Genomic DNA, 25,851 nt, shown 5'->3' on the forward strand with positions numbered 1-25,851 from the left:
ATACAACAAATCGGAGAAGCTGTTTTTATAGGCATGGAACACCGCCTTGTCCGGGAGCCAAAAGCCGCACCGCAGCGCGTTTGTTCCGCTTTACCCGTGCAGGCAATTGTGCTAAAATAAATCTGAGGTGCACCGCGCTGTGCAGGAGCGGGGAGTGCACCATGGTAAATGAGATCAACATAGAAGGGAAACCAGGACCCAAAGGGGGAACAATATGCCCAAAACAGCCCATAAGGTCGTTGTCATCGGACATCGCAATCCGGACACCGACTCCATCTGCTCGGCCATCGCCTATGCAGAGCTGAAAAACAAGACCAGTGATCTGGTCTGCGAACCCCGCCGTGCAGGCAAAATGAATCAGGAGACCGAGTTTGTGCTCAAAAAATTCGGGGTCAGGCCCCCGCGCATGTGCACGGACGTCAACCCCAAGATCCGGGATGTGGACTACCGCGAAATGCCCGGCATCCCCGGCTCCACCAGCCTGCGCAAGGCGTGGGAGATCATGCGCGACCGCAAGATCGACACCCTGCCGGTGACGGCAGCGGACAACGAGCTGGAAGGTCTGATCACGGTGAAGGACATCGCCACCGCCAACATGGACCTGTTCGATACCGGCATCCTTGCCAAGAGCCGCACCAGCTACAAGAACATTCTGGAAACACTGGGGGCCACCATGGCGGTGGGCAGCGAGGACGCGGTGTGCACCACCGGGCACATCCGCATTGGCACCGCCACCCCGGAAATGCTGGAAAACAGCATGGAAAAGGGCGATATCGTCATCCTGACCAACCGCTACGAGAGCCAGCTGTGCGCCATTGAGAAGGAAGCCTCTCTGCTCATCCTGTGCAACAACGCCAAGGTGGGCCGCACCATCCAGCGCATTGCCGAGGAGACCGGCGTTGCCATCATGACCACCCCGGTGGATACCTATGCTGCCGGTAAGCTCATCAGCCAGTGCGCACCCATTTCCTACTATATGACCCGCAGCGACATCATGAAGTTCACCCTCGTCACGCCGGTGGCCGATGTTACCCGCGTGATGGCCAAGGTGCGCCACCGCTATTTCCCCATTCTGGACGAGGATGGCAAATACTGCGGCATGGTCAGCCGCCGCAACATCATCAATCTGCGCAAGCGCCGCATCATTCTGGTGGACCACAACGAGGCAACGCAGGCGGTGGAGGGCTTCGATCAGGCCGAGATCCTGGAGATCATCGACCACCACCGCATCGGCAGTCTGGAGACCAGCGGCCCGGTGTACTTCCGCAACCAGCCGGTGGGCTGCACCGCCACCATCGTCACCCAGATGTACGACGAGAGCGGGGTGGAGATCCCCCAAAAGACCGCCGGTCTGCTGCTGGCGGCTATCCTGTCGGACACGCTGGTGTTCCGCAGCCCCACCTGCACCCCCATGGATGTGGGTGCCGCCAACCGTCTGGCAAAGATCGCCGGGGTGGACATCAACGAGTTTGCCAATGAGATGTTTGAGGCAGGCGAAAAGCTGGACGGCAAGACCGCCGAGGAGGTGTTCCTGCAGGACTTCAAGGTGTTCATGTGCGGCGATATCCGCTTTGGCGTGGCACAGGGCAGCTACATGACCCGCAAGAACCTGCAGGCCGCCGAAGCGCTGCTGCAGCCCTATCTGGAAGAGGCCCGCAACAAGCAGAACGTGGAGGATATCTACATGCTGCTCACCGATGTGCCCAAGGAAGAAAGCGTGGTCATCAGCGATGGCCGCTATGCCTCCGAGGTGCTGGCCGACGGCTTTGAGACCCAGCCCGCCGAGGACGGCAGCTTTACGCTGCCCGGTGTGGTGAGCCGCAAAAAGCAGTTCATCCCGGCCCTCATGACCGCGTATCAGGAGCTGTAAAAATGTTTGATTTTCTCAAGCAAAAAGACCGCACGCCGCCTGCTCTGCCGCAGGGAACGGTGCGCCGCCGCTATTCCATCGAAGGGCAGGTGCAGGGGGTGGGCTTCCGCTACCGTGCCCGCTATGCGGCCCAGACACTGGAGCTGACCGGCTGGGTGGAGAACGAGGATGATGGCAGCGTGACGCTGGAAGTGCAAGGCGACCCGGATAAATTCATACGGCTGTTCGCCATGATCCAGAAAAGCGATTACATCCGGATCACCGGCATCCGCCAGAAGGATCTGCCGCCCGACCCGTGGGAGCGCGGTTTCTCGGTACGGGGATATTGATGCGAGACCCTCTCAGTCAAAGCCTGTCGGCTTTGCCAGATTCCCCCTTTTGTCACCTGCGGTGACATCTTCCCCCCGGCCGGGGGAAGTCTCTCCTCTCAGGGGGAGCTTTTTGACATTTTTTGGCAAGCACTGCCTCTCGGGAAAAGGATCTTGAATGATCCCCGCTTATAAAGCTCGCCCTTCGGGAGAGCTGTCGAGCAAAGCGAGACTGAGAGGGTTCGGAAAAGAAAGCGAGGCCGAGAGGGCCTGCACAAACAAAAAAGCTGACGCTTCTGCGTCAGCTTTTTTGCTTTTTCTAATTTTGTCAGCCTGCTGTTTTCAGCGGAGAATTGTCAGTCCAGATGGTGTCGTCCAGCAGCCGGGTCACAGCCAGTGTGCCGTTTGCCGAGACGCGTGCCGGGTCCAGCGCGTAGAAATCGCTTTCCTTCAGGTTTGCAGGGTCTGCATCCGCACGGATGCCCACCACGCAGACCCAGTGGCCATACGCAGCGCTGGTGGCGATATGGGGGTAGTTCACCTCGTTCCAGCCGGAGCCGGTCAGGTGGTATTCATAAGTAGAAGTGCGGTTCGTGTGTCGTTTTACGCCGCTCACCGCAGTGTTTTTCAGATGTACGATCACCGGACGCCCGGCGGAAAGCTCGGTGTAGAGCTTCTGCAGGCACTCGGGCAGGCTGCCGGAGTAACCATAGTACCCGCCTGCCGACCAGACCGCCCCGTTCGACCACATGCCGCTGCCGGAGCAGGTTTTTCCGTCCAGAATGGTGCGTGCGTAGCGCAGTGCGTACCAGCTGCATTTGCCGGAGGTCTGGTTGCCGATGGAGAGGATGTGGCTGGTGTTGAACTCCAGCATCCGGATACCGTGTGTCTCCTGCAGGGCAGCTGCATGAGCATGGGGAATGGCCAGAGCCAGCACAAGGCACAGCGCCAGAACTGCCGCCGCCAGCCGCTGTGCCGCGCGGGCGGGACAGTGTTGCATGTGTTCCACATCCTTTTCCTTTTTACGACCTCATTTTACCACGCAAAAATGTTAAAAATGTGTAAACAGGCAAAGTTTTTGGGCGTAATTTTGTAAAATCGAGGGCAGTTGATAAAATTTTGTTGACACAGGCCCCCGGGTATGCTAAAATCAACACGATTTTGGAGAGATGAAGAGCTATCAGGGTCTTTCCAGGAGCATTACACTCGAACCACTCCGTCAGGGAGTCAAGGCCATACGGACAGCCGGGTTCACTGCCGACCGGCGGCGCAAGCTGCCATTATTGATTGAGTTCAAAGCTCAAATTTTATAAGTTGGTTTCTTACAAACCGAACAGCGCCCGCTGCGCTGACTTGTGAAACGGTCAATAAGAGTAGTAAAAGTAGTAAGTGCTATATAGACTCTGACAAAACTTCATCTCGATGTCCTGCCGCAATAGCCTGCTTCTGTTTCCCGCGCAATGCGCCGGGAAATTTGGCGCGCTTTGGGCAGGGGAACATTGGGAACTGCCTTCACGGGTCAGCAGAACGGTCTTTGTGCTGTTCAGCCGGCCCGTGTTTTTTTTTGTGTGCCGGGTCGTAAAAAAGAGGTGGAATGGATGAACAAAAAACAAAAGCTCAACCAGAACCGCGCCCCCATTTACGAGGCGCTGGAGCGGTTCCGGAAGATGCGGGTGGTGCCCTTTGATGTGCCCGGACACAAGCGGGGCCGCGGCAACCCGGAGCTGACGGCCTTTCTGGGCCAGCAGTGCGTGGGCGTGGACGTGAACAGCATGAAGCCGCTGGATAATCTCTGCCACCCGGTATCGGTCATCCGGGAAGCAGAGGAGCTGGCAGCAGATGCCTTTGGCGCTGCCCATGCGTTCCTCATGGTGGGCGGTACCACCAGCAGCGTGCAGAGCATGGTGCTCACCGCCTGCAAGCGGGGCGATGAGATCATCCTGCCCCGCAATGTGCATCGCAGCGTGCTGAACGCGCTGGTGCTGTGCGGCGCGGTGCCGGTGTACGTGAACCCCGAGGTGGATAAGCGCCTTGGCATTTCGCTGGGCATGAAGCGGGAACAGGTGGAAAAGGCCATCCGGGAGCATCCCAATGCGGTGGCCGTGCTGGTGAACAACCCCACCTACTACGGCATCTGCTCCGACCTGCGTGCCATCGTCAAGATGGCCCACGACGCCGGGATGCTCTGCCTTGCGGACGAAGCCCACGGCACCCACTTCTACTTCGGCGGCGGCCTGCCGGTGTCTGCCATGGCGGCGGGCGCGGATATGGCCTCCGTTTCCATGCACAAAAGCGGCGGCAGCCTGACCCAGTCCAGCCTGCTGCTCATCGGCCCCAACGTGCACCCGGGCTATGTGCGGCAGATCATCAACCTGACCCAGACCACCTCCGGCAGCTACCTGCTCATGTCCAGTCTGGATATCTCCCGCCGCAACCTTGCTTTGCGGGGCCGGCAGGTGTTCCACCAGGTGGCAGACATGGCCGAGTATGCCCGGGAGGAGATCAACGCCGTGGGCGGCTACTACGCCTTTGGCAAGGAGCTGTGCAACGGCAACTCCGTCTTTGACTTTGACACCACCAAGCTCAGCGTCCACACGCTGGATATCGGCCTTGCGGGCATCGAGGTCTACGACATCCTGCGGGACGAGTACGACATCCAGATCGAGTTCGGCGATATCGGCAACATCCTTGCCTATCTTTCCATCGGCGACCGCCCGCAGGAGGTGGAGCGTCTGGTCAGCGCACTGGCCGAGATCAAGCGCCGCTACCAGACCGATGGCTCCGGCCTGCTGAGTCAGGAATACATCGACCCCGTTGTGGCCGCCAGCCCGCAGGAGGCTTTCTACGCCCCCAAAAAGAGCCTGCCCCTCCGGGAGACCGAGGGCATGGTGTGCAGCGAGTTCGTCATGTGCTACCCGCCGGGCATCCCCATTCTGGCCCCCGGCGAGCGCATCACAAAGGAGATCCTGAACTACATCGAGTACGCCAAGGCCAAGGGCTGCAGCATGACCGGTCCCGAGGACCCGGACATCGAGCGGCTGAACGTTCTGGCATAAGGAGGGAACGCAGATGGAATTTTGGTTTTCGGAGTTTCACACCCCGGACGTAAAGCACAGCATCCGGGTGAACAAACAGCTCTATTCCCGGCAGAGCGATTACCAGCGCATCGACATCTTTGAGACCCCGGAGTTTGGCCGGGTGCTCACGCTGGACGGCAACGTGATGCTGACCGAGCGGGACGAGTTCATCTACGATGAAATGATCGTGCACGTGCCCATGGCGGTGCACAAGGAGGCCAAGGATATCCTTGTCATCGGTGCCGGCGACGGCGGCGTGGTGCGGGAGCTGACCCGCTACGACCGGGTGGAGCGCATCGACCTTGTGGAGATGGACCCGCAGGTGGTGGAAGCCTGCCGCGCCTACCTGCCCGGCAATGCCTGCCGCATGGATGACCGCCGGGTGCACATCTACTTTGAGAACGCGCTCAAGTACATCCGCCGCTGCGAGGAAGAGTACGACCTCATCATCGTGGACTCCTCCGACCCCTTCGGCCCCTCCGAGGGCCTGTTCACCCGCGAGTTCTACGGCAGCTGCTTCAACGCCCTGAAAGAGGACGGCATCATGGTCAACCAGCAGGGCAGCCCCTTCTATGCCGAGGACGCCAGCGCCATGCAGCGCAGCCACAAGCGCATTGCCAGCACCTTCCCCATCAGCCGGGTGTATCAGGCCCACATCCCCACCTTTGCCGCGGGCTACTGGCTGTTCGGCTTTGCAAGCAAGAAGTATCATCCCATCGATGATCTGGATGCAGCGGCATGGAAGGCCCTGAACATGCGCACCCGCTACTACACCACCAAGCTGCATGTGGGTGCATTTTACCTGCCGGCATTTCTGGAACAGATGCTGGAAGAAGTGGAGTAAAAACCTTTCAGGTTCAAAGCAATCCCGATAAAAAATATCGTTCAATAGAAGAATACTTTTCCCTCGCAGCGATGACTGAGAGGGTCCAAACCAGTAAAGGAGATATCACAATGAGCAAAGTTCTGATCATCGGCTGCGGCGGCGTGGCCTCCGTTGCCATCCACAAGTGCTGTCAGGTGCCCGAGGTGTTCACCGAGATCTGCATCGCCAGCCGTACCAAGTCCAAGTGCGACAAGCTGGCTGTAGAGCTGGCTCCCAAGACCGCCACCAAGATCACCACCGCACAGGTGGACGCCGACAAGGTGGAAGAGGTCATTGCCCTCATCAAGGCGTATCAGCCTGACCTCGTAATGAATATCGCCCTGCCCTATCAGGACCTGACCATTATGGACGCCTGCCTTGCCTGCGGCGTCAACTACATGGATACCGCCAACTACGAGCCGGAGAACACCGACGACCCCCAGTGGCGCGCCATCTACGAGAAGCGCTGCAAGGAGGCCGGTTTCTCTGCCTACTTTGATTACAGCTGGCAGTGGGCCTACGCCAAGAAGTTCGAGGAAGCCGGCCTGACTGCCCTGCTGGGCAGCGGCTTTGACCCGGGCGTCACCCAGGCTTACTGCGCCTACGCCAAGAAGCACGAGTTCGATACCATCGACACCATCGACATTCTGGACTGCAACGGCGGCGACCACGGCTATGCCTTTGCCACCAACTTCAACCCCGAGATCAACCTGCGCGAGGTGTCTGCCCCCGGCAGCTACTGGGAGAACGGCCACTGGGTGGAGATCCCGGCCATGAGCATCAAGCGGGAGTACAACTTCGATCAGGTGGGCGATAAAGATATGTACCTGCTGCACCACGAGGAGATCGAGTCCCTTGCAAAGAACATCCCGGAGGCAAAGCGCATCCGCTTCTTCATGACCTTCGGCCAGAGCTACCTCGACCACATGCGCTGTCTGGAGGATGTGGGCATGCTGTCCACCACCCCGGTCAACTTCAATGGTCAGGAGATCGTGCCCATCCAGTTCCTGAAAGCGCTCCTGCCGGACCCCGCCAGCCTCGGCCCCCGCACCAAGGGCAAGACCAACATCGGCTGCATCTTCACCGGCAAAAAGGACGGCAAGGAAAAGACCTACTACATCTACAACGTCTGCGACCATCAGGAGTGCTACAAGGAGGTGGGCAGTCAGGCCATCAGCTACACCACCGGCGTGCCTGCCATGTGCGGCGCACTGATGCTGCTCACCGGCAAGTGGACCACCAAGGGCGTGCACACCGTGGAAGAGTTTGATCCGGACCCGTATCTGGACGCTCTGGACAAGTACGGCCTGCCCCGCTCCGAGAGCCACAACCCGGCTCTGGTGGACTGATGCAGGTGCACGACAGCCGCCCGCCCTTTGCGGGCCTTGCAAACCTGACGGACGAAGCACTGGCCTCTCTGCCCACGCCCTGCTATCTGCTGGACGAAGCACAGCTGCGCCGCAACGGCGAAATTCTGCTGGGGGTGCAGCAGCGCACCGGCTGCCGCATCCTGCTGGCGCAGAAAGCCTTTTCCAACTTTGATCTCTACCCGGTGCTGGCGCCCTATCTGGCAGGCACCGAAGCCAGCGGCCTGTACGAGAGCCGCCTTGGCCGGGAAGAACTGCCGGAGAAGGAGAACCATGTGTTCTGCGCGGCCTACCGGGCAGACGAGTTCCCGGAGCTGCTGCAGTACGCCGACCACATCGTGTTCAACTCGCCCAGCCAGCTGGCAAAGTTCGGCCCGGCGGCAAAGGCGGCAGGCAAAAGCGTGGGCCTGCGCATCAATCCGCAGCGCTCCACGCAGGACGGCCATGAGATCTACGACCCCTGCGCCCCGGGCAGCCGCCTTGGCACCACCCGCGCCCAGTGGGACGCCGCTGTGCAGCAGCACCCGGAGCTGCCCGCCCTGCTGGACGGCCTGCACTTCCACACCCTGTGCGAGCAGAACGCCGATGCGCTGGCCGAGACGCTCCCGGCAATGGAAGCCGCCTTCGGCGACCTTCTGCCCCGCATGAAATGGCTCAATTTCGGCGGCGGGCACCATATCACCCGCCCGGATTACGACCTGTCCCTGCTGGAAAAATGCATCACCGGGATGCAGGCAAAATACGGCGTGCAGGTGTATCTGGAACCGGGCGAGGCATGGGCGCTGAACGCGGGCTATCTCGTCACCACGGTGCTGGACACTTTGCAAAACGGCGACACCAGCCTTGCCATTCTGGATCTGTCTGCCGCCTGCCACACGCCGGACGTCATCGAGATGCCCTACCGCCCGCCGCTGCTGGACGCGGGCGAACCGGGGGAGAAGCCCTGCACCGTCCGTCTGGGCGGGCCCACCTGCCTTGCGGGGGATGTGATCGGCGATTACAGCTTTGCCGCCCCCCTCACCGAGGGGCAGCGGCTCATCTTCGGCGATATGGCCATCTATTCCACCTGTAAGAACAACACCTTCAACGGGATGCCCCTGCCGGACATCTGGCAGCTGTGCGCGGATGGGACGCTCCGGCGTCTGGCGCACTTTGGCTACGGGGATTTCAAGTACCGTCTGGGGAGCCGGGGCGGCAGCGCCAAGCCCACAACATCCGTCCAAATTTAAGCGGGCTGTCTCTGCCGCAAAAACAGGGTGACCTCTCCGGCGTCTGGCAGGAAATTCCAGATGGCAAAGATTCTTTGCGAAGTCCGGTACAACAATTACAATACTGCAACAAATAGCACCTGTTTTCGTGCCTTTTTCACGAAGAAGCCTTCCTGTTTTTGGGAAACTTCCCCATTGACAATTCCGACTCCAGTTGGATATAATCAAGGCAAGAGGAGCACCCCGAAGGGGCGCAGCCTTCTGAACTGCGAAACATATCCACAAAATCATCAGACTGGAGGGATACCCTATGAAGAAGCTTTCCAAGATCGTTGCCCTGCTTCTGGCAGGCGCGCTGACCATGCTCCTGTTCACCGCCTGCAGCGGCGGTGGCGGCGGCAGCAGCTCTATGAGCGAGGATAAGGACGCCGAAACTAGAGTGATGGGCCTGATCCAAAACAGGGAAGGCGCTGCAAGCCTGCAGAATGATAGCGACATGCAGAGGATCGCTGCAGCCAAGCTGGACGAGGACCTCAAGGGTGCCTTTGATATTTTGGGCTATAAATTCAATGGCAATGTCCATGTGGAAGGTGAAAACGAGCAGTATTTGATCGTTACTGTGACCGCAAACTATGAGTTTGGTGGAACACTGCTGAATAAGCTTCTGAAGCAGATCGAGGACAGCGACAAGGTTTCTTCTTTCAAAGCAAACATCAACCAGAGTGGCAAATGGTCTAAGGTTGGTGTCGTTGTCAAGACTAACACCAGCAACAAGCAGAGTTTTGTTGCAATCACATTTAAGATTGAGAACCCTAACTATAACAAAAACAAGTAAAAACTCCTCACCCTTTCTCCCCGGAGCGCAGCCGCAAGGCCGCCCTCCGGGGCTTTCTGCGTCCAAGGAACGGACTTATCTGCCCGAAAATAACTGGAAAATATAGGCGGTCTGCATATTGACACGGGGTGTGTGTGTGTGCTGTAAAATAAACATAGGCCGTCCGGGCGTTTGGGACGCGGAAAAGGCCTGTAGTTTATTTTATTATGGAGGAATCTAACATGAAAAAGATGAAACGTCTTGTGGCTGTTCTTCTGGCCGGCGTGATGGTTCTGGCAATGCTCACCGCGTGCGGTGGCGGCGCTGGTGGAAGCAGCTCGAATGAGATCGAGAGCAAGGTGCTGGAGTTACTGAATACTACCAGTGGCACAAGCTTCAGCAACAATGCCGAGCTGCAGAGCAAGGTTCGTAAGGCTCTGGCCAAAACGAATGCAGATGGCGTTATCGAAGCAGAAGATGTTCCGTGTGAGCCGGTGGGTGAAAACCAGTACATGCAGTGTGTTTCTGACTTCAAGAAGGATGGAAATACTGTTAGTTTTGTAATGTATCTATTTGACCCGAATAATACGGGTGACCTGCTGAAACCGGTTACGGAACTGAAAGATGTAAAGCCGATGGAAGTTACCGAGGAATCCAAGAAAAAACTGGATGATATGCTGGAGAATGCAAAACGCGACCCTTCTGCTGGAAATTCTTCTGCCCTGAAAGCTGTCGGTGTTGCAACCTATACGGCCTCCAATGGCAAGACTTACATTGGCATTGCCATGAAGTGCGAAGGCCAGTTCGCTGGCTCTAATAGTTAATAAAGTTTTATTGCCCCGAGGAGCACCCCGCTCCCCGGGGCTTTTTTTCGCCTTTTTGTGACAAACTCCGCCTGCTGTGGTACAATAAAAGGGTATCGAACCAAGACAGAAAGGACGTTTCCATGCAGCTGTTTGAACTGGTGTCCCCGCGGCTGTTCCGCCCGCTGGCGGGGCCGAACCGGGCGTTTTATGCCGAACTGCTGCTTCTGCTCTGGGAGGAATGCCGCCATACGGCGGACTACAGCATCTCCCGGGCAGAGGCGGTGAGCCGTGCCGAAGATTACTTTGCCGCGCTGGCAAAGCCCCTTGCGCTGGACGCGGACGGTGCGGGCGATGAGGACGAGCAGCCCACCCGCGACCCCCACACGCTGGCGGTGGGCTTTCTGCTGCGGCTGCGCCGCACCGGCTGGCTGGAAGAGACCCCCGGCAGCTATGAGGGCGAAGCGTCCCTTGCCTTTGTGCCGGAGGTGGCTCCGCTGCTGGAAGCGCTGGAAGAGATCCTGAACCCCCGCGTGGTCACCTACACCGGCAAGCTGTACAAGGCATGGCAGCTGCTGGGCGGCATCGGGCAGGAAAAAAGCCCCTACGAGAATGTTCTGCGGGAGGTGGATTCCGACCTTGACGCCCTGAACCGTTCCCTCCGGGCGCTCAATGCCTCCATCGGCCACTACATCGACCGGCTCACCCGCAACCGCACCCCGCAGGAGGTGCTGGAACTGTTCGACCAGTACGAGGAAAAGGTGGTGGCGGCGGCCTACCACCGCTTCAAGACCAGCGACAACCTGTTCAACTACCGCGCCTATCTGGAAGAAGAACTGGACGACTGCGAGGAAAACCAGCTGCCCCGGCTGGCGCTGGACTACGCTCGGGTGGAGCGCTGCGCCCCGAACGAGGCTGCGCCCCGGGTAAAGGCCCTTCTGCAGAAGCAGCGGGACGCGCTGGAAGAGATGAGCCTGCTCATGCGCCAGATCGATGCCAGCCACATCCGCTACCGCAAGCGGGCCGTGCAGCGGGCACAGTTCCTGCTGCTGAGCGATCGCTCATCGCAGGGCAGCGTCACCGCCCTGCTGCGCCGCTACGCCGAGGACATCCGCACTCCGGAGCAGCTGTTTGAGCCGGACGACGGCCCGGTGGCAAAGCGGCTGCACCTGTACCCGGCGGCGGTGTTCGGGGAGAAATTCCTCTACCCGCCCGCCGCCCAGCGCACCGCTGAGCCGCTGGCTCCGGTGCGCACCGAAGCCTTTGACCCGGAGCAGCTGCGCAGAGAACAGCAGCTGCTGCTGGACTACGCCCGCCTTGCCGTCACCGAGGAGAACGTGGCCCTGCTGGCCCGGCAGGCCCTTGCCGCCCGCCCGCAGGTGAACGCATCGGCGCTGGCAGAGGAATACCCGGGCGATTTTGCCCGCATCATCGGCCTGCACACCTACTCGCAGTCGCCGCACCGAGACTACGACATTCAGCTCACCGGCAATTGGGTGGAGCGCGGCGGCTTCCGCTTTGAGGATTTTATCCTCACCCGCCGCAGGGAGGAAGAAAATGGCAACCATTAACATGCTGGAAGAAACCGCAAACTACCTGCTGAACCACTGCTTTCTGCTGGGCAGCGTGGAGGATCAGCGGGCAAAATATCTCTATGTGCAGGACCATCTGGATGAAGTCCGCGCTGTGTTCGCGCCGCTGGGCTATTCGGTGCTGCTGTACCCGGCACCCCTGCAGGCGGCGGCGCTGGTCAACGGCCACGAGGGCAGTCAGGCACGGCTGCTGAAATACGAGAGCATCCTGCTGCTGGTACTGCGGCTCTTGTACCTGCAAAAGCGCGAGAGCCTTGCCGTCAATGCAGATGAAGTGCTGGTGACGGTGGAAGAGGTGCAGACCGAGCTGCAGAAGATGAACCTGCCCCGCCGTCTGGACCAGAAAACGCTGGAAAACCTGATGCGCACCCTGCGCCGGTACAATCTGGCGCGGCCCGTGGGGCGGCTTTCCGGGCTGGACAGCCGCATTGAAGTATTTCCCACTGTGCTGCTGGCCCTGCCGGACGCCGACCTTGCGGATGCCGCCGCCGAGAGCGGCCGCACCCGCACAGAGCTTGGCTTATACGAACGTGCAGACGAAGCAGGGGAGGGTGAAGAATGATCGAACTCAAGCGGCTGAAACTTATCAACTGGCACAATTTTGAAAACGTCACCTTTGACTGCGCCCGCCTGACCTATATGATCGGCGTCAACGCCGTGGGCAAGACCACCATTCTGGACGCCATCCGCTACTGCCTGACCACCAACCGCAATTTCAATGCGCTGGGCAACAAAAAGAGCGGACGCACCCTGCAGGGCTCGGTCCACGCCAAGCAGCGCGGCGAGAACGCCTACCGCCGCCCGGGCCATACCGTGGCCTATATCGGGGCCGAGTTCTGGGACAGCGTCAAGCGCACCCCCTTTGTCATTGCGGTGCGGGTGGAGTCCGAAGGCCCCATGCAGGAGCTGCACCCCGGCGACCAGACCTGGTACCTCTCCGAGGACGGCATCACGCTGGAACAGCTGCCCTTTATCGACCCGCGCACCGGCGCACCCAGCGCCAAGGAGGACTTCAAGCCCGAAACAGGACGCCTTTCCTACACCCGCAGCCCCAGCGAAGCGCGGGACCGCATCTGCCGGGCGCTGGGCATCGGGCGGGCGTCCAGCCCGCTGGGCAAAAAGTTCAACGAGGTGTTCCAGATGGGCACCAGCATGGACGAGATCCCCAACTTCCGGGAGTTTTTGTACCAGTACATCCTGCCCCAGCCGGAGCTGGATCTGGACGCGCTGCAGGGCGACCGGCTGGAGCTGGAAAACCTGCACGCCGTGCTGGCCGAGGCCCAGACCCGCGCCAACGCGCTGGAAGAGATCGTGAACTTTGGCCGCGAAGCTGCCGAAAAGCAGACCCAGACCCTTGTGAACCGGGGCGCGGCGCTGCTGGCCCGCGCCGCTGCCGACGGCGGCGAACAGACGGTCTGGCAGGAGCATCTGGATGCGGGACGCCGCCAGCTGGAACAGCTGAACGCCCGCTATGCCGAGGCCAAAAACGCCGAAGCGGAAGCCCGCCGGGCCTATCTTTCCGCCCACGGTGCCGCCAGCGCCAGCGGCGAGGGCCGGGCACTGGACGCCCTGACCGAGGAGCTTTCCCGCCGCAAAACGGCGCTGGACGCCGCTGCACGCAAAGCCGAAAAGGCAGAGAGCGCCCTTGCCCGCACCCAGAGCCTGCTGGCAGTGCTGCGCCGCAGCGGCTTTGCCTCCGGCATCCGGGCCGAAGCGCTCACCGCCGAGGAGCTGCCGCAGCTGACGGCGTGGCTCTCCGCGCAGGAAAAGCCGCTGGAAGAAGCCTATTTTGCCGCCCGCCAGAACACCGCCGTCCTGCACCGGGAACAGACCGGCAAGCGTGCGGAGTTGGACGCCGTGTCCGGCGGCAAGTGGGTCTACCCCCACGACGATGCCGCCACCCGGGTGCGGGATGCGGTCAACGCCGAACTGAAGAGCCGGGGCATGCAGCCGGACGCGAAGATCTTCTGCGAGCTGCTGAACGTGGAGGACGAGAGCTGGCAGGACTGCGTGGAGGCCTGCCTTGGGGACCGCCGTTTTGATATCCTTGTGCCGCCTGCCCACTACGAAGCCGCCAAGAGCGCCTTTGTGGCCCTGAAGGACAAAGTCGGCCCCATCAGCCTGCTGGACACCCCGGGCATCCGCAAGGCCAACCGCCGCGCCGACAAATACGGCCCGGACAGCCTTGCCGCGCAGGTGAGCAGCGAAAACCCGCTGGCTGCACAGTATGCCCAGACCATTCTGGGCCGCATCGTCTGCTGCGACACCCCCGATACGCTGGAACAGCATCCCGACAGCGCCACCCGCGACCTTCTGCGCCACCACCCCTTCCGGCTGGAACGGCTGCGCACCCCCCAGCGGTACATCGGTCTGGACGCCCGCCGCGCCCGCGCCGGGGCACTGGCCGCTGAGCTGGAAGCTCTGGGGGAAAGCGCCCGTGCTGCCGCCCAGACAGAACAGAACCTGAAAGCCGCCTATAACCAGTACCAGACCCTGCTGCGGGGCACGGCGCTGGAGGAGCTGGCTGCTTTGTGGGACGCCCGCGCCGCCCTGACTGCTGCACAGAATGCTGTGACCGAACAGGAAGCCAAGCTCACAGAGTGCCGCGAGAACCCGCTGCTGCAGCAGCTTTACAAGGAGGAAGAAGCCCGCGAAGCCGCGTGGGAGACTGCCCGAGCCGCTGTGGAGCAGGCGGGCGGCGACATCCGTGTGTGCCAAAAGCAGATCGCCTCCTGCGAAGCGGAGCAGAAAAAGGCAGGGGAAACGGCCCAGCAGAGCGCCGATGCCGCCCGGAGCTTCTTTGCGGCGCACCCGCTGGTGGAGCCGCTGGCCCGCACCCGGATGCTGGCGCTGGCCCCGGCAGATAAGCCCCGCGCCGCCGCACAGGCTGCAGAAAAGGCGCAGGCCAAGCTGGACGATGCGCTGGCCGTCTATCTGACCGGCACGCTGGAACCGGCCCAGAAGGCCTACAACGAGCACTATGTGTGCGATTATCCGCTGGGCCTTGCGGGGTTGGACCAGTACCGTGCCCAGCACGAGAGCCTTGTGCGCATCGATCTGGAACGCTACGCTGCCCGTCTGGAACAGGCCCAGCGGGACTGCAAGGATCGCTTCCGCAAGGATATCCTGTTCCGCATGAAGGACGATATCTTCAACGCCCGGCGGCAGTTCCGGGAACTGAACAAGGTGATGGAACAGCTGACCTACGGCGAGGAGGTCTACCGCTTTGAGCTGGAGCCCAGCCGCGACCCGCAGCTGGCGGCCTTCTATCAGGTCATCGTGGACAAGGGCAACCAGCAGATGACCGAGGGCGACTCGCTGGACAACCTTGCCGCCACCGCCGACCCGGCCTATGAGCGGCAGGTGGACGAGCTGATGGAAAAGATCATGGCGGACGTGGACGAGAACACCCGCGCCCGGCAGGAGGGCCGCACCGGCGGCGTGACCCTCTCGGACTATGTGGACTACCGCACCTATCTGGACTACGACATCAAGGTGACCAACCGGGTCACCGGCCAGCAGGCGTACCTGTCCCGGGTCAGCCGCGACTCCTCCGGCGGCGAGAATCAGGCTCCCTTCTATGTGGCCATCTGCGCGTCTCTGCTGCAAATTTATGAGAAGAGCGAGAACAGCATCCGCCTTGTGCTGCTGGACGAAGCCTTCAGCAAGATGACCAGCGACCGCATCCGCCCCATGATGGAGCTGTTCCGCCGCCTGCAGCTGCAGGTGCTGCTCATCTCCACCGTGGAAAAGAGCACCGCCATCCAGCCCTACTGCGACATTACCTACTCCATCGTCCGCCACGGCGACGCCAATGCTATCGCGCCCTTTGTCCGCCTTGCGGCGGAATGATGTGCGCATTGTATGCGCAATGATGTCTGCCTGCGGCAGATGATGTGCTGCGCAATGATGTTCCGGCTGCGCCGGAAATGATGTGCCCTGTGGGGCATAGGAAAGGAGTACCGATGCGGGAAGATAAACTGGCAGAACGCTCCATGGAGTTTGCAGTACAGATCATTGAATTGACAAAGACGCTGCGCATGAGAAAAGAATTTATCATGGCAAACCAAATCGGACGTTCCGGTACCTCCATCGGTGCAAATATCCGTGAGGCACATTATGCGCAAAGCCGCGACGATTTTGTTTCCAAACTGGAGATTGCACTGAAAGAAGCAAATGAAACAGATTATTGGCTGGAGCTGTTATTTCGTACCGGCTATCTGCCTGACCAGCAGTTCCGGCAGCTGCGGGCACAGTGCGCGGAACTGCGAGTGCTGCTGATCGCGTCCTGCAGAACCGCCAAACAGAAGCAGCATAGCTGACCGTACTTTGAATGTGCGCCAGCACACATCATTTTGCGCGCAGCGCAAACATCATTGCGCAGCAACCTCATTTCTGCGCAGCAGAACATCATATAAAAAAGAAGCACGCAGATGCGTGCTTCTTTTTTATTGCTACCGCAGCGGCAGCACATCTTCATCTTCGTTGATCTCTTCCATCATCCCGTCCGCAAAGTACCAGCCTTTGCCGTACAGCGCCTCGCTGCCATCGGCGCACAGGACATACGAGCCGTCCGGCAAAGCGAGAAAATGCCGCTTTTTGCTGTCGGCAAGGGCGATATCCTCCACCTTCTGTCCGTCCAGCACATGATCCCGGATGAACTGGTAGTGGGGCAGGATGCGGGTCTCGGTCAGGCCAAGGCCGTTCATCCAGCGGGAGTAATGGGGGTCGGCGGCTTCGCCCGGTTCCTCGGGTGCGGCGTACACGATGTGGGCGGCGTTCATGCTGCCGGCACTCACGCCCATCACGATGCCGTGGTAGCCGTGGAAAAGCCCCGGCAGGCCCAGCTGAGCAAAAAAGTGGTTCTGGGTGGGCACATGCCCGCCGCACAGCATCACAAAGCCGCTCTGGGACAGAAGAGAACCGATCTCCTCGGCGTTGCGGGCGTCGCAGGGAATGAGCGCCGTCAGGGGCAGGTGGGCATTCGCAAAGCTCTGGGCAAACACCCGGCACATCTCGTCGTTCTGCTCATAGGCTGCGGGGTCTGCCGCAATGGCAAGGCCCAGCACGGCGTGGTCCGGCCAGACGGCCCGCAGGTTTGCTACAAAGTGGTTGCGGGTGTCCAGCACCGGTACTGCAGGGCCCGGCTCAAAGGGGCAGCCGCTGGGGCTGCTGGTCAAAAACAATGTCATAATGATCCCTCGTAAAACAGTGAATAAAAAGCTGTGTCCATTCTAACACGATTTGCCCTGCAGCGGCAGAGCCAGAATCACCAAAAAAATCCCCTGCTTTTCGCCGTTTCGCAGAAAGCAGGGGATCTTATCATGCCTTTCGGTAATGGAACACCTTGTCCTTGGTGAGGAGCATGGCGGCGCTCACGGCCAGAGCCGCCAGCTCGGCGGCGGTGACGGCCAGCCAGATGCCGTCGATACCCAGCAGCATCGGCAGCAGGAGAATGGCAATCACCTGAAACGCCAGCGTGCGCAAAAAGGAGATCAGTGCGCTGGTCACGCCGTCGCCCAGCGCCGTGAAGAAGGAGGACGCGTACACGTTGAAGCCCATGATGAGGAAGCTCAGCGCATACAGCCGGAAGGCCCGGCTGGTCAGGGCCAGCAGCTCCGCGTCGTAGCCCACGAAAACGCGCGCCACACAGGGGATGATGAACATGGAAGCCAGCGTCAGAGTCACAGCCACCACGGCGATGAGCCGCAGGCTCTTGCGGTAGAGGTTGTGCACCTCGGCGTGGTTGCGGGCACCGTAGTGGAAGCTGACGATGGGCGCACTGCCCACGGCATAGCCCACGAACACCGCCACGAACAGGAAGGCCGCGTACATGATGACACCGTAGGCGGCCACGCCATTCTCACCGGCCAGACGCAGCAGCTGGTAGTTGTACAGGATATTGACCAGCGACATGGAAAGGTTGGTCATCAGCTCGGAAGAGCCGTTGATGCAGGCGTCCCGCAGCACGCCGCCATAAACTTTCGTCTGGCACAGGTGCAGGCGGCTGGAGTTGCTGCGGTCGATGAAGTAGAACACCGGCAGCACGCCGCCCACCAGCTGGCTGATAAAGGTGGCAATGGCAGCGCCCTCCACGCCCCAGCCCCAGACGCCCACCATCAGCACATCCAGCACCATGTTGGTGCAGCCTGCGCCCACAGTGAACCAGAAGCCGAGGTGCGGCTTTTCGGCGGTGACAAAAAAGCTCTGGAACATATTCTGCAGCGCAAAGGTGGGCAGGGACACCATCAGGATGCGTCCGTAGCGCACCGCGTAGTCCAAAAGCTCTCCCTTTGCGCCCAGCAGCACGGCAATGGGCCGCAGGAACACAATGCCCAGCACCGCCAGCACACTGACCGAGACCAGAGCCGCCAGCAGGAACAGGGTGAAATAGCGGTCGGCTTTTTTCTGGTCGCCCTCGCCCAGCGTGATGCCCACGATGGCGCTGCCGCCGGTGCCCAGCATAAAGCCAATGGTGCCCAGTAGCATGGGCAGCGGCATGATGAGGTTGACCGCCGCAAAGGCCGTCTTGCCCACAAAGTTGGAGACACACAGGCCGTCCACGATGCCGTAGATGGAGGTGAACAGCATGGTGCCGATGCAGGGCAGTACGAACCGCAAAAGGCGGGAATAGGTGAAATGGTCGGAAAGCTGGATCCGCTGCTTGGACATGGCGTCCTCCTTTCTGCACAAGGTGCAAAAACGGGCCGGATAAATGTCCGTGAGTGCACGCCCTGCCTCGATCTGCTTCGTCACTACGGCAACGAAACCTCCGGCGGGGCGCTGTCTGCACGGCATCTTATCCGGCCCGTTTCAAATTACGTTGAAAACGGTCCTCCGATGAACCAAAAAAGAGCATATCAGAATTTATTTTTGTTGTCAAGGCAGAAAAATCAAAAAAATCGGCATTCGGGGCCAAAATTCATAAACTGTCTCTTCCCAACGTTTATCAAACCTGTTAGAATGATAAAAGTTTTTTTATGGATCCGGAAAGGAGAACTCCTGTTTTGATGAAACGTTTTTATACCGCCATCGTGCGCCGCCGCAGGCTGGTGCTGGCGGTGTTTGCACTGGCGGCTGTGCTGAGCATGGCTGCCACAAGCCGGGTGCAGGTGGATTATGATATCAACGACTATCTGCCGCCGGAATCCCCCTCCACCACCGCCATCGAGGTGATGAACGGTGCCTTTACCGGCGGCATCCCCAACATGCGGGTCATGGTGCGGGATGTGACGGTGCCGCAGGCGCTGGAGTACAAGGAAAAGCTTGCCGCCATCGATGGAGTGTCCTCCGTTGCATGGCTGGACGACAGTCTGGATGTGACGGTGCCTTTGCAGATGCAGGACACCGCCACGGTGGAGAGCTATTATAAGGATGGCTGCGCCCTGTTCACCGTGACGGTGGAGGACGAGAAGCGTCTGGAAGCCGTGGCTGCCGTGCGGGAGCTGATCGGGGAGGGCAACGCGCTGGAGGGCGCGGCGGTCTCCACTGCCGTTGCCACCAACTCCACCGTGACCGAGGTGGCAAAGATCGCCGCCATCGCGGTGGTGTATGTGCTGTTCATCCTGATCCTGACCACCGATTCCTGGGCAGAGCCGCTGCTGGTGCTGATGGGTCTGGGGGCGGCCATCCTGCTCAACAACGGCACGAACCTCATCTTCGGCACCATCTCCTTTGTCACCAATGCGGCAGGCAGCATCCTGCAGCTGGCGGTGTCGCTGGACTACTCGGTGTTCCTGATCCACCGCTTTGCGGAGTGCCGGGCCGAAAACCCCGGCGCCAGCCCGGAGGAGTGCATGGTGGACGCCCTGTGCAGATCCACCGGCTCCATCCTGTCCAGCGGACTGACCACCGTCATCGGCTTTCTGGCACTGGTGCTCATGCAGTTCCAGATCGGCCCGGATCTGGGCCTTGCGCTGGCAAAGGGTGTGGTGCTGAGTCTTGTCACCGTGTTCACCTTCATGCCCGCGCTGACGCTGGCGTGCTACAAGTGGATGGATAAGACCCACCACAAGCCCCTGCTGCCCAGCTTTGACAAGTTCGGCCGCTTTGTGGCCCGCATCATGCTGCCCATGGCACTGGTGCTGGTCATCCTGATGGTGCCCAGCTATCTGGCCTCCAACTCGAACCAGTATTACTACGGTGCCGCCCACATGTTTGGCGAGAACACCCGTCTGGGTGCGGACACCGCCGCCATCGAGGAGACCTTTGGCCGCAGCGACACCTACGTTGTACTGGTGCCGGAGGGCGACACCGCTACGCAGCAAAAGCTTTCGGATGCACTGCACGCCATCCCGGAGGTGACCGGCATCCTTTCCTATGTGGACAACGCAGGCGCGTCCATCCCGCCGGAGTTCGTGCCCGGGGACACGCTGGGGCTGCTGGTCTCCGGCGGCTACACCCGCATGGTGCTGACCGTGGACGCCGACACCGAGGGCGATGGGGCCTTTGCGCTGGTGGAGCGGGTGCGCGCCACGGTGCAGCAATATTACCCGGACAATTATTATCTGGCCGGTCAGGGCGTGAGCACCTATGACCTGATGGACACCATCACGGCCGACATGGTCAAGGTGAACCTGCTGGCCATTGGCGCGGTGTTCCTGATCCTGCTCCTCATGAAGCGCCAGCTGTTGCTGCCGGTGATCCTGGTGCTCAGCATCGAGACCGCCATCTGGATCAATCTGGCCATCCCGTACTTCCGGGGCCAGTATGTGTTCTACATTGCCTACCTCATCATCAGCTCGGTGCAGCTGGGCGCTACGGTGGATTACGCCATCCTCTTCTCCGACCGCTATCAGGAGTTCCGCGAGACGCTGGGCCGCAAAGAAGCTGTTGCAGCCACAGTGTCTGCTGTGACCACCTCGGTCAGCACCACCGGCAGCGCTATGGCGGTGGTGGGCTTCCTGATGGGGGCCATTTCCACAAACCAGCTGCTGGGCCAGCTGGGCAATTTTCTGGGCGTGGGCAGTCTGGTGTCGCTGGCCATCGTGCTTTCGGCACTGCCGGGCTTTTTGTATCTGGCCGACCCGCTCATTATAAAAAAGAAAAAACAGCCGAAGGAGGCTTGACCGAGATGAAACATCAATTTGTGCGCCGGGTGTCGGCGCTGGCGCTGGCGGGCTGCCTGCTGGCGGGCAGCAGTCTGCCGGCTTTTGCAGCAGCCTCCGCTGCCAAGGAAGAGGTCATTTATGCAAACCTGACGGCCTCCGGTGCTGTGACCGGCGTGTACGCCGTGAACAGCTTTTCCGTGCAGGCGGGGGACACCGTTGCGGACCACGGCAGCTACACTGCCGTGCGCAACATGACCACGAGCGATGCCGTGGAGCAGAGCGGCGATACGGTCACGGTGCATGTGACCGAGGACGGCAAGCTCTATTATGAGGGCACCATGGACGCCGCCACGGCCCTGCCGTGGGTGGTAAAGCTGACCTATACGCTGGACGGGGCAGAGATCCGCCCCGACGAGCTGGGCGGCAAAAGCGGTGCGCTTTCCATCCGGCTGCAGGTGAGCCGCAACCCGGACTGCACCGGCAGCTTTTTTGACGACTACGCGCTGCAGGTGACCATGAGTCTGGACACCGAGCTTGCCCGGAACATCAGCGCGCCGGGCGCTACGGTGGCGAATGTGGGCAGCAAAAAGCAGCTTTCCTACATCCTGCTGCCGGGCGCGGACAGCGACGTGACCGTCACCGCCGATGTGACGGATTTTGCCATGGACGCCGTTTCCCTGAACGGCGTGCGGCTGAACCTGAACCTCGACCTCGGGGATATGGACCTGACCGGGATGCTGGAACAGCTGCAGAGCGGTTCCGTTCAGCTGGACGATGGTGCCAACGCGCTGGCAGACGGCATTGCGCAGGTGCAGGCGGGCATCGACACCCTGAACGGCAATTCTGCCGCTCTGACCGGCGGCTCAGCCCGGGTGCGTGGGGCCCTCACCCAGATGCAGACCGCGCTGAACGGCATCTCGGCCTCCACCGACGAGCTGAACACCCTGCTGGATGCCTCCACCCAGATCCGGGACGGCATTGCCCGTCTGGATGAGGGCGCGGCACAGCTGGAACAGCAGGTGAGCTTTGAAGCCTACAAGGCCATCCTCAAAGAAAACGGCCTTGATCTGGATGTGGTGAAGGAGGGCAACGCCAAGGCCATCCGGCAGCTGCAGGGCATGGTGTGGATGATGCCGCAGCTCAAGGATGTGATCCTGCTTTTGCAGGGCTCCACCGCCAACATCGACGCCATGCAGACCTATCTGGACACGGTGAACGGCGGCATCGCCCAGCTGCACGAGGGCAGCAGCACCCTGAACGGCAGCTACGGCGAGTTTGACGCCGGTGTGCGGCAGCTGGCCGGTGTGCTGACCGGGATGCTGGGCAATCTCTCGGTGCTCACCGACGGCGTGAACCAGCTGGCGTCCCAGTATGTCCAGCTGGACGACGGCCTGAACGCCTACACCGACGGCGTAGCCCAGCTGAAAGCGGGCGTTGCGCAGCTGGCGGAGGGCGCATCTCAGCTGACCGGCGGCACCGGCGAGCTGCGCAGCAGCGTTTCCGGCATCGACATGGGTGCCCAGCTGGACAGCCTGCTGAACAGTCTTTCCGGCGGCGGGGAGGTGCAGAGCTTCACCTCGGCAGAGAACACCGAGGTGAGCGCGGTACAGTTTGCGCTGCAGACCACTGCCATCACAGCCCCGGCCCCGGCAGCCCAGCCGGAACCGGCGGCTGTGACCCTGACCTTCTGGCAGAAGCTGCTCAAGCTGTTTGGGCTGTATAAAGGATAAGACATAAAAAGAAAGAATCTGCAATTGTGATGCCCGAAGTTCAGGCTGACAGTTGCAGATTCTTTTTTGTTAACGGGCTCGCCCTCTCAGTCTCACATTTGTTCGACAGCTCTCCCAAAGGGAGAGCCCTTGGCAGAACCAGAAAGTTGACCGTAATGCCAAAGCCTCTCACTTTGGGAGAGGTGGCACGCCGCAAGGCGTGACGGAGAGGGCGAGGCCGTGCAAGATTTTGAAGAAACTTTATTCAAAATGATATTCCACCAGTTCGCAGTTTCTGATGCCCGCAGCTGCGTATTCCTCGTTGGTCATGTCGTAGAAATAGGACTGCACCACCCGGGCGATGCCGTTGTGGGCCACCAGCAGATAGGTCTTGCCGGTGTCGGCCTTCAGCTCGTCCAGCAGGTTATAGATGCGCTGGGCCAGTTGCAGCATACTCTCGCCGCCGTCGTAGCGGTCAGCAAAATAAGTCTTGGAGAGGTGAAATTTTGCGCCGTTGCGGGGCGTGCCCTCGTACTTGCCGAAGCACTGCTCCCGCAGGCGCGGCTCACACCGGGCGGGCAGGCCGGTGGCCTCGGCAATGGCCATGGCGGTGTCGGCGGCGCGGGACAGGGGAGAGTAGAGGATCTCATCGATGTGCACCCCGCTGGCCTTGACGGCTTCGCCCAGCTCCCGGGCCTGCTGGCGGCCCCGCTCGGTGAGGGGGCTGTCGGTCATGCCGCAGATCTTGTTTTCAACATTCCAGACGGTTTCTCCGTGGCGGGTAAAATACAGCTTGTGCATGGCAGCTCCTTACTGGTCATATCCTGCTTCGATCTCGCGGATGCGGGTGTAGAAAAAGTCGTTGGCAGGGGTGGGCATCCCGTACTTCCTGGCCCGCTGGCGCACCACACCGGCAAACTCCTCCACCTCGGTGGGGCGCTTTGCCAGCACATCCTGCCGCATGCTGGGCATGCCATCGGGGTTGAAGGTGGGCATCATGGCGTCGATGAACTTCACATCGTTGTCCGGCGGCAGGGGCACGCCCTCAAGGTTCGCCAGCCGGATAACCTCCTGCATGGCCGCGCGCATCATGTCCTGTGCCTCGCCGGGCTGGCGCAGGCCGCCGTAGGGCTGGTCGAAGGCGGCTGCGGCCTGATTCAGGCCGTCGTTCACCATCAGCTTGTTCCACTGCTTGTAAAGGATATCCCCGCAGGGCTCGTTGGCAATGCCGCACTCGTCCAGATAGTCGGCCACGGCCTGTACGCGGTCGGTCATTTCGCCGCTGCGCTCACCGAACTGGATCTTGCCCGCCTGATTGAACACCAGCGTGCGCCCGGTGCGGGTGGCGTCCATGCCGATGGCAACGCTCCACAGGGTGTGGCCGGGATAGGCTGCATCAATGTGCTCCTCGCTGGTGATGCCGTTCAGCACGCTGAGGATGACGGTGTCCGGCCCTACGAACTTTGCAATGTCCTGAATGGCCTGTTCCAGCACCGTGGCCTTGACAGCCACCAGAAGCAGGTCTACCGGCCTGCCCTCGGCGGGGGTGACGTAAGAGAACCTGCATTTTTCGCCGTTACAGACGACCGGTTCGGCAGAGTAGCGGGCAATGCGGTCCTCATCGGCGATGACCTGCACGCCGGGCATTTTGCGGCCGAACAGGATACCCAGTGCGCCCAGGCCGATCAGGGCAGAGGTTTTGATCTTTTTCATGTGTTCCTCCTGTGTTTATGCCTTTTTCAGCGTTCCGTCTGCGGTCAGGACGACCATGCTGCCCTCGTCGATGCCAAGGCGGGTGAGCTCTTTGTCCGGGTAGGGCAGGGTGCGCCGGGCCCCGGCGGCATCGGCCAGCGTGACATCGCACAGCACCGGCTGACCGGCAGGCAGCTCCTCACAGCCGTACAGCTGTTCGTCAATGCGCAGAACGCGGTAGGTAGTCTCCATAGCAGCTAAACTCCTTTTTGTAAATACAGCATTTTTATTATAAAGCTCTGCGCGGGGCGCGTCAACCGCATTTGGCTTGACAGCCGACCGCCCGGCTTGATAAAATAGGAATGATTTTTGGAACAGGGGGCAGTCACATGAATATTACGGAACTGCGTTATCTGGTGGCCATCCGCAAGTGGGGCTCGGTGAGCGCGGCGGCAAAGCAGCTGTATGCGGCCCAGCCCAATGTGAGCAAGGCGCTCAAGAATCTGGAAGAGGAATACGGCATCCGCATCTTTGAGCGCTCGTCCACCGGCATGATCCCCACCGAACAGGGACGGCATTTTATCCGGCAGGCAGAGCGGGTGCTGGACGAGGTGGACCGGCTGGATCTGGACGCCCGCAGTCGGCAGAGCAGCTGTGCGGAGCTGCGGGTGGTGCTGCCCCACGCCACCTACGCTTCCTACGCGACGGTGGATTTTTTGCAGCAGATGGCAGACAGCCAGCAGCTGCGGGTGCATATCCGGGAATCCGGCTCCATGGAAGCGCTGGACCATGTGCTGCGGCGGGGCTATCATCTGGCCCTGCTGCGCTACGCGGAGGAGGACGAGGATTACTACCACCGCTACTGCGACCGTCACGGCCTGCACCGGGAGCCGGTGATGGAGTTTGAATACCGGCTGCTGACCAACCGGGAAGGCCCGCTGGCAAAGTGCGAGGTGACCGACATCACCCAGCTGAACAGCTATATGGAGGTCCTGCACGGTGATTTCCAACTGCCCGGCGGCGAGGACAGCGGCCTGCGCTGGCATACGAACCCGAACCGCCGCATCCATGTGTACGAGCGGTGCAGCCAGTTCTCCATCCTGCAGAACCTGCCCAATGCCTATATGTGGGCGTCGCCCATGCCCCGGCGGGCGCTGGAGCAGTATCATCTGGTGCTCAGGAAGTGCCCGGCCCAGCGCCAGCGCATGAAGGATGTTCTGGTCTATCCGGACAGGGGGACCCTGCGCCCGGAGGAGCAGACCTTTGTGCAGCTGCTGCACAAGCAGGCGGCGCTGACCGTGAAATGACCGCCGAAACCGGTTAAGAACTGGCAAAACATCGGAATGCAGAAAAACCGGAAAGCAAAGGAATTTGGCCGACAGCCGCGGCGCTTTATGCGCTGCGGCTGTCTTTTTGTTGATGAATCGCACGAAAAAGAAACGAAACATCGGCTAAAAATCTTTGCTGGTATATGGCCTTTGATATGCCCCTATACC

General features: G+C 60.6%; 21 protein-coding genes. 15 read left to right on the forward strand and 6 right to left on the reverse strand.

Features of this window, described 5'->3' with window-relative positions; genetic code table 11:
* Positions 1-214: 214 nt before the first annotated feature.
* Both ACNSPV_RS06385 and ACNSPV_RS06390 read left to right on the forward strand, forming a co-directional pair.
* On the forward strand, positions 215-1,870 hold the full coding sequence (locus tag ACNSPV_RS06385; protein WP_348584108.1) for a putative manganese-dependent inorganic diphosphatase: 1,656 nt from the start codon (positions 215-217) through the stop codon (positions 1,868-1,870).
* Positions 1,871-1,872: 2 nt separating this feature from the next.
* Positions 1,873-2,199, forward strand: a complete 327-nt coding sequence (locus tag ACNSPV_RS06390) for an acylphosphatase (RefSeq protein ID WP_348584107.1) — start codon at positions 1,873-1,875, stop codon at positions 2,197-2,199.
* A 307-nt stretch (positions 2,200-2,506) separates the two neighbouring features.
* Here the strand turns inward: ACNSPV_RS06390 and ACNSPV_RS06395 are convergent, their stop codons facing one another.
* Positions 2,507-3,178, reverse strand: a complete 672-nt coding sequence (locus ACNSPV_RS06395) for a hypothetical protein (protein ID WP_348584106.1) — start codon at positions 3,176-3,178, stop codon at positions 2,507-2,509.
* A 598-nt stretch (positions 3,179-3,776) separates the two neighbouring features.
* Between ACNSPV_RS06395 and ACNSPV_RS06400 the strand changes: the two genes are divergently transcribed.
* The 10 genes from ACNSPV_RS06400 (at position 3,777) to ACNSPV_RS06445 (ending at position 16,226) form a co-directional block, all read left to right on the forward strand.
* Positions 3,777-5,234, forward strand: a complete 1,458-nt coding sequence (locus ACNSPV_RS06400) for an aminotransferase class I/II-fold pyridoxal phosphate-dependent enzyme (protein WP_249237610.1) — start codon at positions 3,777-3,779, stop codon at positions 5,232-5,234.
* 13 nt (positions 5,235-5,247) lie between these two features.
* Complete coding sequence (gene speE / locus ACNSPV_RS06405) at positions 5,248-6,099, forward strand: polyamine aminopropyltransferase (protein WP_249237609.1); 852 nt, start codon at positions 5,248-5,250, stop codon at positions 6,097-6,099.
* A 110-nt stretch (positions 6,100-6,209) separates the two neighbouring features.
* Positions 6,210-7,469: a saccharopine dehydrogenase family protein gene (locus ACNSPV_RS06410; RefSeq protein WP_348584103.1), complete on the forward strand. Its 1,260-nt coding sequence runs from the start codon at positions 6,210-6,212 to the stop codon at positions 7,467-7,469.
* Positions 7,469-8,716, forward strand: a complete 1,248-nt coding sequence (locus ACNSPV_RS06415) for a carboxynorspermidine decarboxylase (protein ID WP_348584100.1) — start codon at positions 7,469-7,471, stop codon at positions 8,714-8,716. Before ACNSPV_RS06410 ends, ACNSPV_RS06415 begins: the two co-directional genes overlap by 1 nt.
* A gap of 289 nt (positions 8,717-9,005) precedes the next feature.
* On the forward strand, positions 9,006-9,530 hold the full coding sequence (locus ACNSPV_RS06420; RefSeq protein ID WP_348584098.1) for a hypothetical protein: 525 nt from the start codon (positions 9,006-9,008) through the stop codon (positions 9,528-9,530).
* A 221-nt stretch (positions 9,531-9,751) separates the two neighbouring features.
* The gene (locus ACNSPV_RS06425; protein WP_348584095.1) at positions 9,752-10,333 is read left to right on the forward strand and encodes a hypothetical protein; all 582 of its coding nucleotides are present in this window, start codon (positions 9,752-9,754) and stop codon (positions 10,331-10,333) included.
* Positions 10,334-10,455: 122 nt separating this feature from the next.
* Complete coding sequence (locus tag ACNSPV_RS06430; protein WP_348584092.1) at positions 10,456-11,883, forward strand: Wadjet anti-phage system protein JetA family protein; 1,428 nt, start codon at positions 10,456-10,458, stop codon at positions 11,881-11,883.
* Positions 11,870-12,466: a DUF4194 domain-containing protein gene (locus ACNSPV_RS06435; protein WP_339394409.1), complete on the forward strand. Its 597-nt coding sequence runs from the start codon at positions 11,870-11,872 to the stop codon at positions 12,464-12,466. The genes ACNSPV_RS06430 and ACNSPV_RS06435 overlap by 14 nt, the downstream gene beginning before the upstream one ends.
* Positions 12,463-15,756, forward strand: coding sequence for an ATP-binding protein (locus ACNSPV_RS06440; protein WP_348584090.1), 3,294 nt, complete (start codon positions 12,463-12,465; stop codon positions 15,754-15,756). Before ACNSPV_RS06435 ends, ACNSPV_RS06440 begins: the two co-directional genes overlap by 4 nt.
* A gap of 113 nt (positions 15,757-15,869) precedes the next feature.
* Positions 15,870-16,226: a four helix bundle protein gene (locus ACNSPV_RS06445; RefSeq protein ID WP_348584089.1), complete on the forward strand. Its 357-nt coding sequence runs from the start codon at positions 15,870-15,872 to the stop codon at positions 16,224-16,226.
* 132 nt (positions 16,227-16,358) lie between these two features.
* On the opposite strand, the gene ACNSPV_RS06450 is transcribed toward ACNSPV_RS06445, so the two are convergent.
* Together ACNSPV_RS06450 and ACNSPV_RS06455 are read right to left on the reverse strand one after the other, a co-directional pair.
* Positions 16,359-17,096 carry a Type 1 glutamine amidotransferase-like domain-containing protein gene (locus tag ACNSPV_RS06450; RefSeq protein ID WP_348584087.1) on the reverse strand — a complete coding sequence of 246 codons (738 nt, stop codon included), beginning with the start codon at positions 17,094-17,096 and terminating at the stop codon, positions 16,359-16,361.
* 130 nt (positions 17,097-17,226) lie between these two features.
* On the reverse strand, positions 17,227-18,576 hold the full coding sequence (locus ACNSPV_RS06455; RefSeq protein ID WP_348584085.1) for an MATE family efflux transporter: 1,350 nt from the start codon (positions 18,574-18,576) through the stop codon (positions 17,227-17,229).
* A 338-nt stretch (positions 18,577-18,914) separates the two neighbouring features.
* Here ACNSPV_RS06455 and ACNSPV_RS06460 point away from each other — a divergent pair, with 338 nt between their 5' ends.
* Positions 18,915-20,972: an efflux RND transporter permease subunit gene (locus ACNSPV_RS06460; RefSeq protein WP_348584083.1), complete on the forward strand. Its 2,058-nt coding sequence runs from the start codon at positions 18,915-18,917 to the stop codon at positions 20,970-20,972.
* 5 nt (positions 20,973-20,977) lie between these two features.
* A complete protein-coding gene (locus tag ACNSPV_RS06465; protein WP_348584082.1) occupies positions 20,978-22,684 on the forward strand; it encodes a hypothetical protein in 1,707 nt (568 codons plus the stop codon).
* Positions 22,685-22,924: 240 nt separating this feature from the next.
* On the opposite strand, the gene ACNSPV_RS06470 is transcribed toward ACNSPV_RS06465, so the two are convergent.
* Genes ACNSPV_RS06470 through ACNSPV_RS06480 form a run of 3 tightly spaced genes read right to left on the reverse strand, consistent with a single transcriptional unit; the run spans position 22,925 to position 24,607 of the window.
* The gene (locus ACNSPV_RS06470; RefSeq protein WP_348584080.1) at positions 22,925-23,464 is read right to left on the reverse strand and encodes a histidine phosphatase family protein; all 540 of its coding nucleotides are present in this window, start codon (positions 23,462-23,464) and stop codon (positions 22,925-22,927) included.
* Positions 23,465-23,473: 9 nt separating this feature from the next.
* Complete coding sequence (locus ACNSPV_RS06475; RefSeq protein ID WP_348584078.1) at positions 23,474-24,376, reverse strand: ketopantoate reductase family protein; 903 nt, start codon at positions 24,374-24,376, stop codon at positions 23,474-23,476.
* A 15-nt stretch (positions 24,377-24,391) separates the two neighbouring features.
* Positions 24,392-24,607 (reverse strand): hypothetical protein, encoded by a 216-nt coding sequence (locus ACNSPV_RS06480; protein WP_348584077.1) that lies wholly within the window; start codon positions 24,605-24,607, stop codon positions 24,392-24,394.
* Between the two features lie 137 nt (positions 24,608-24,744).
* Here ACNSPV_RS06480 and ACNSPV_RS06485 point away from each other — a divergent pair, with 137 nt between their 5' ends.
* Positions 24,745-25,662, forward strand: a complete 918-nt coding sequence (locus tag ACNSPV_RS06485; protein WP_348584076.1) for a LysR family transcriptional regulator — start codon at positions 24,745-24,747, stop codon at positions 25,660-25,662.
* Positions 25,663-25,851 lie beyond the last annotated feature (189 nt).

This window comes from Faecalibacterium sp. 3 (assembly GCF_048323735.1).
Classification (GTDB): Bacteria; Bacillota; Clostridia; order Oscillospirales; family Ruminococcaceae; genus Faecalibacterium; species Faecalibacterium wellingii.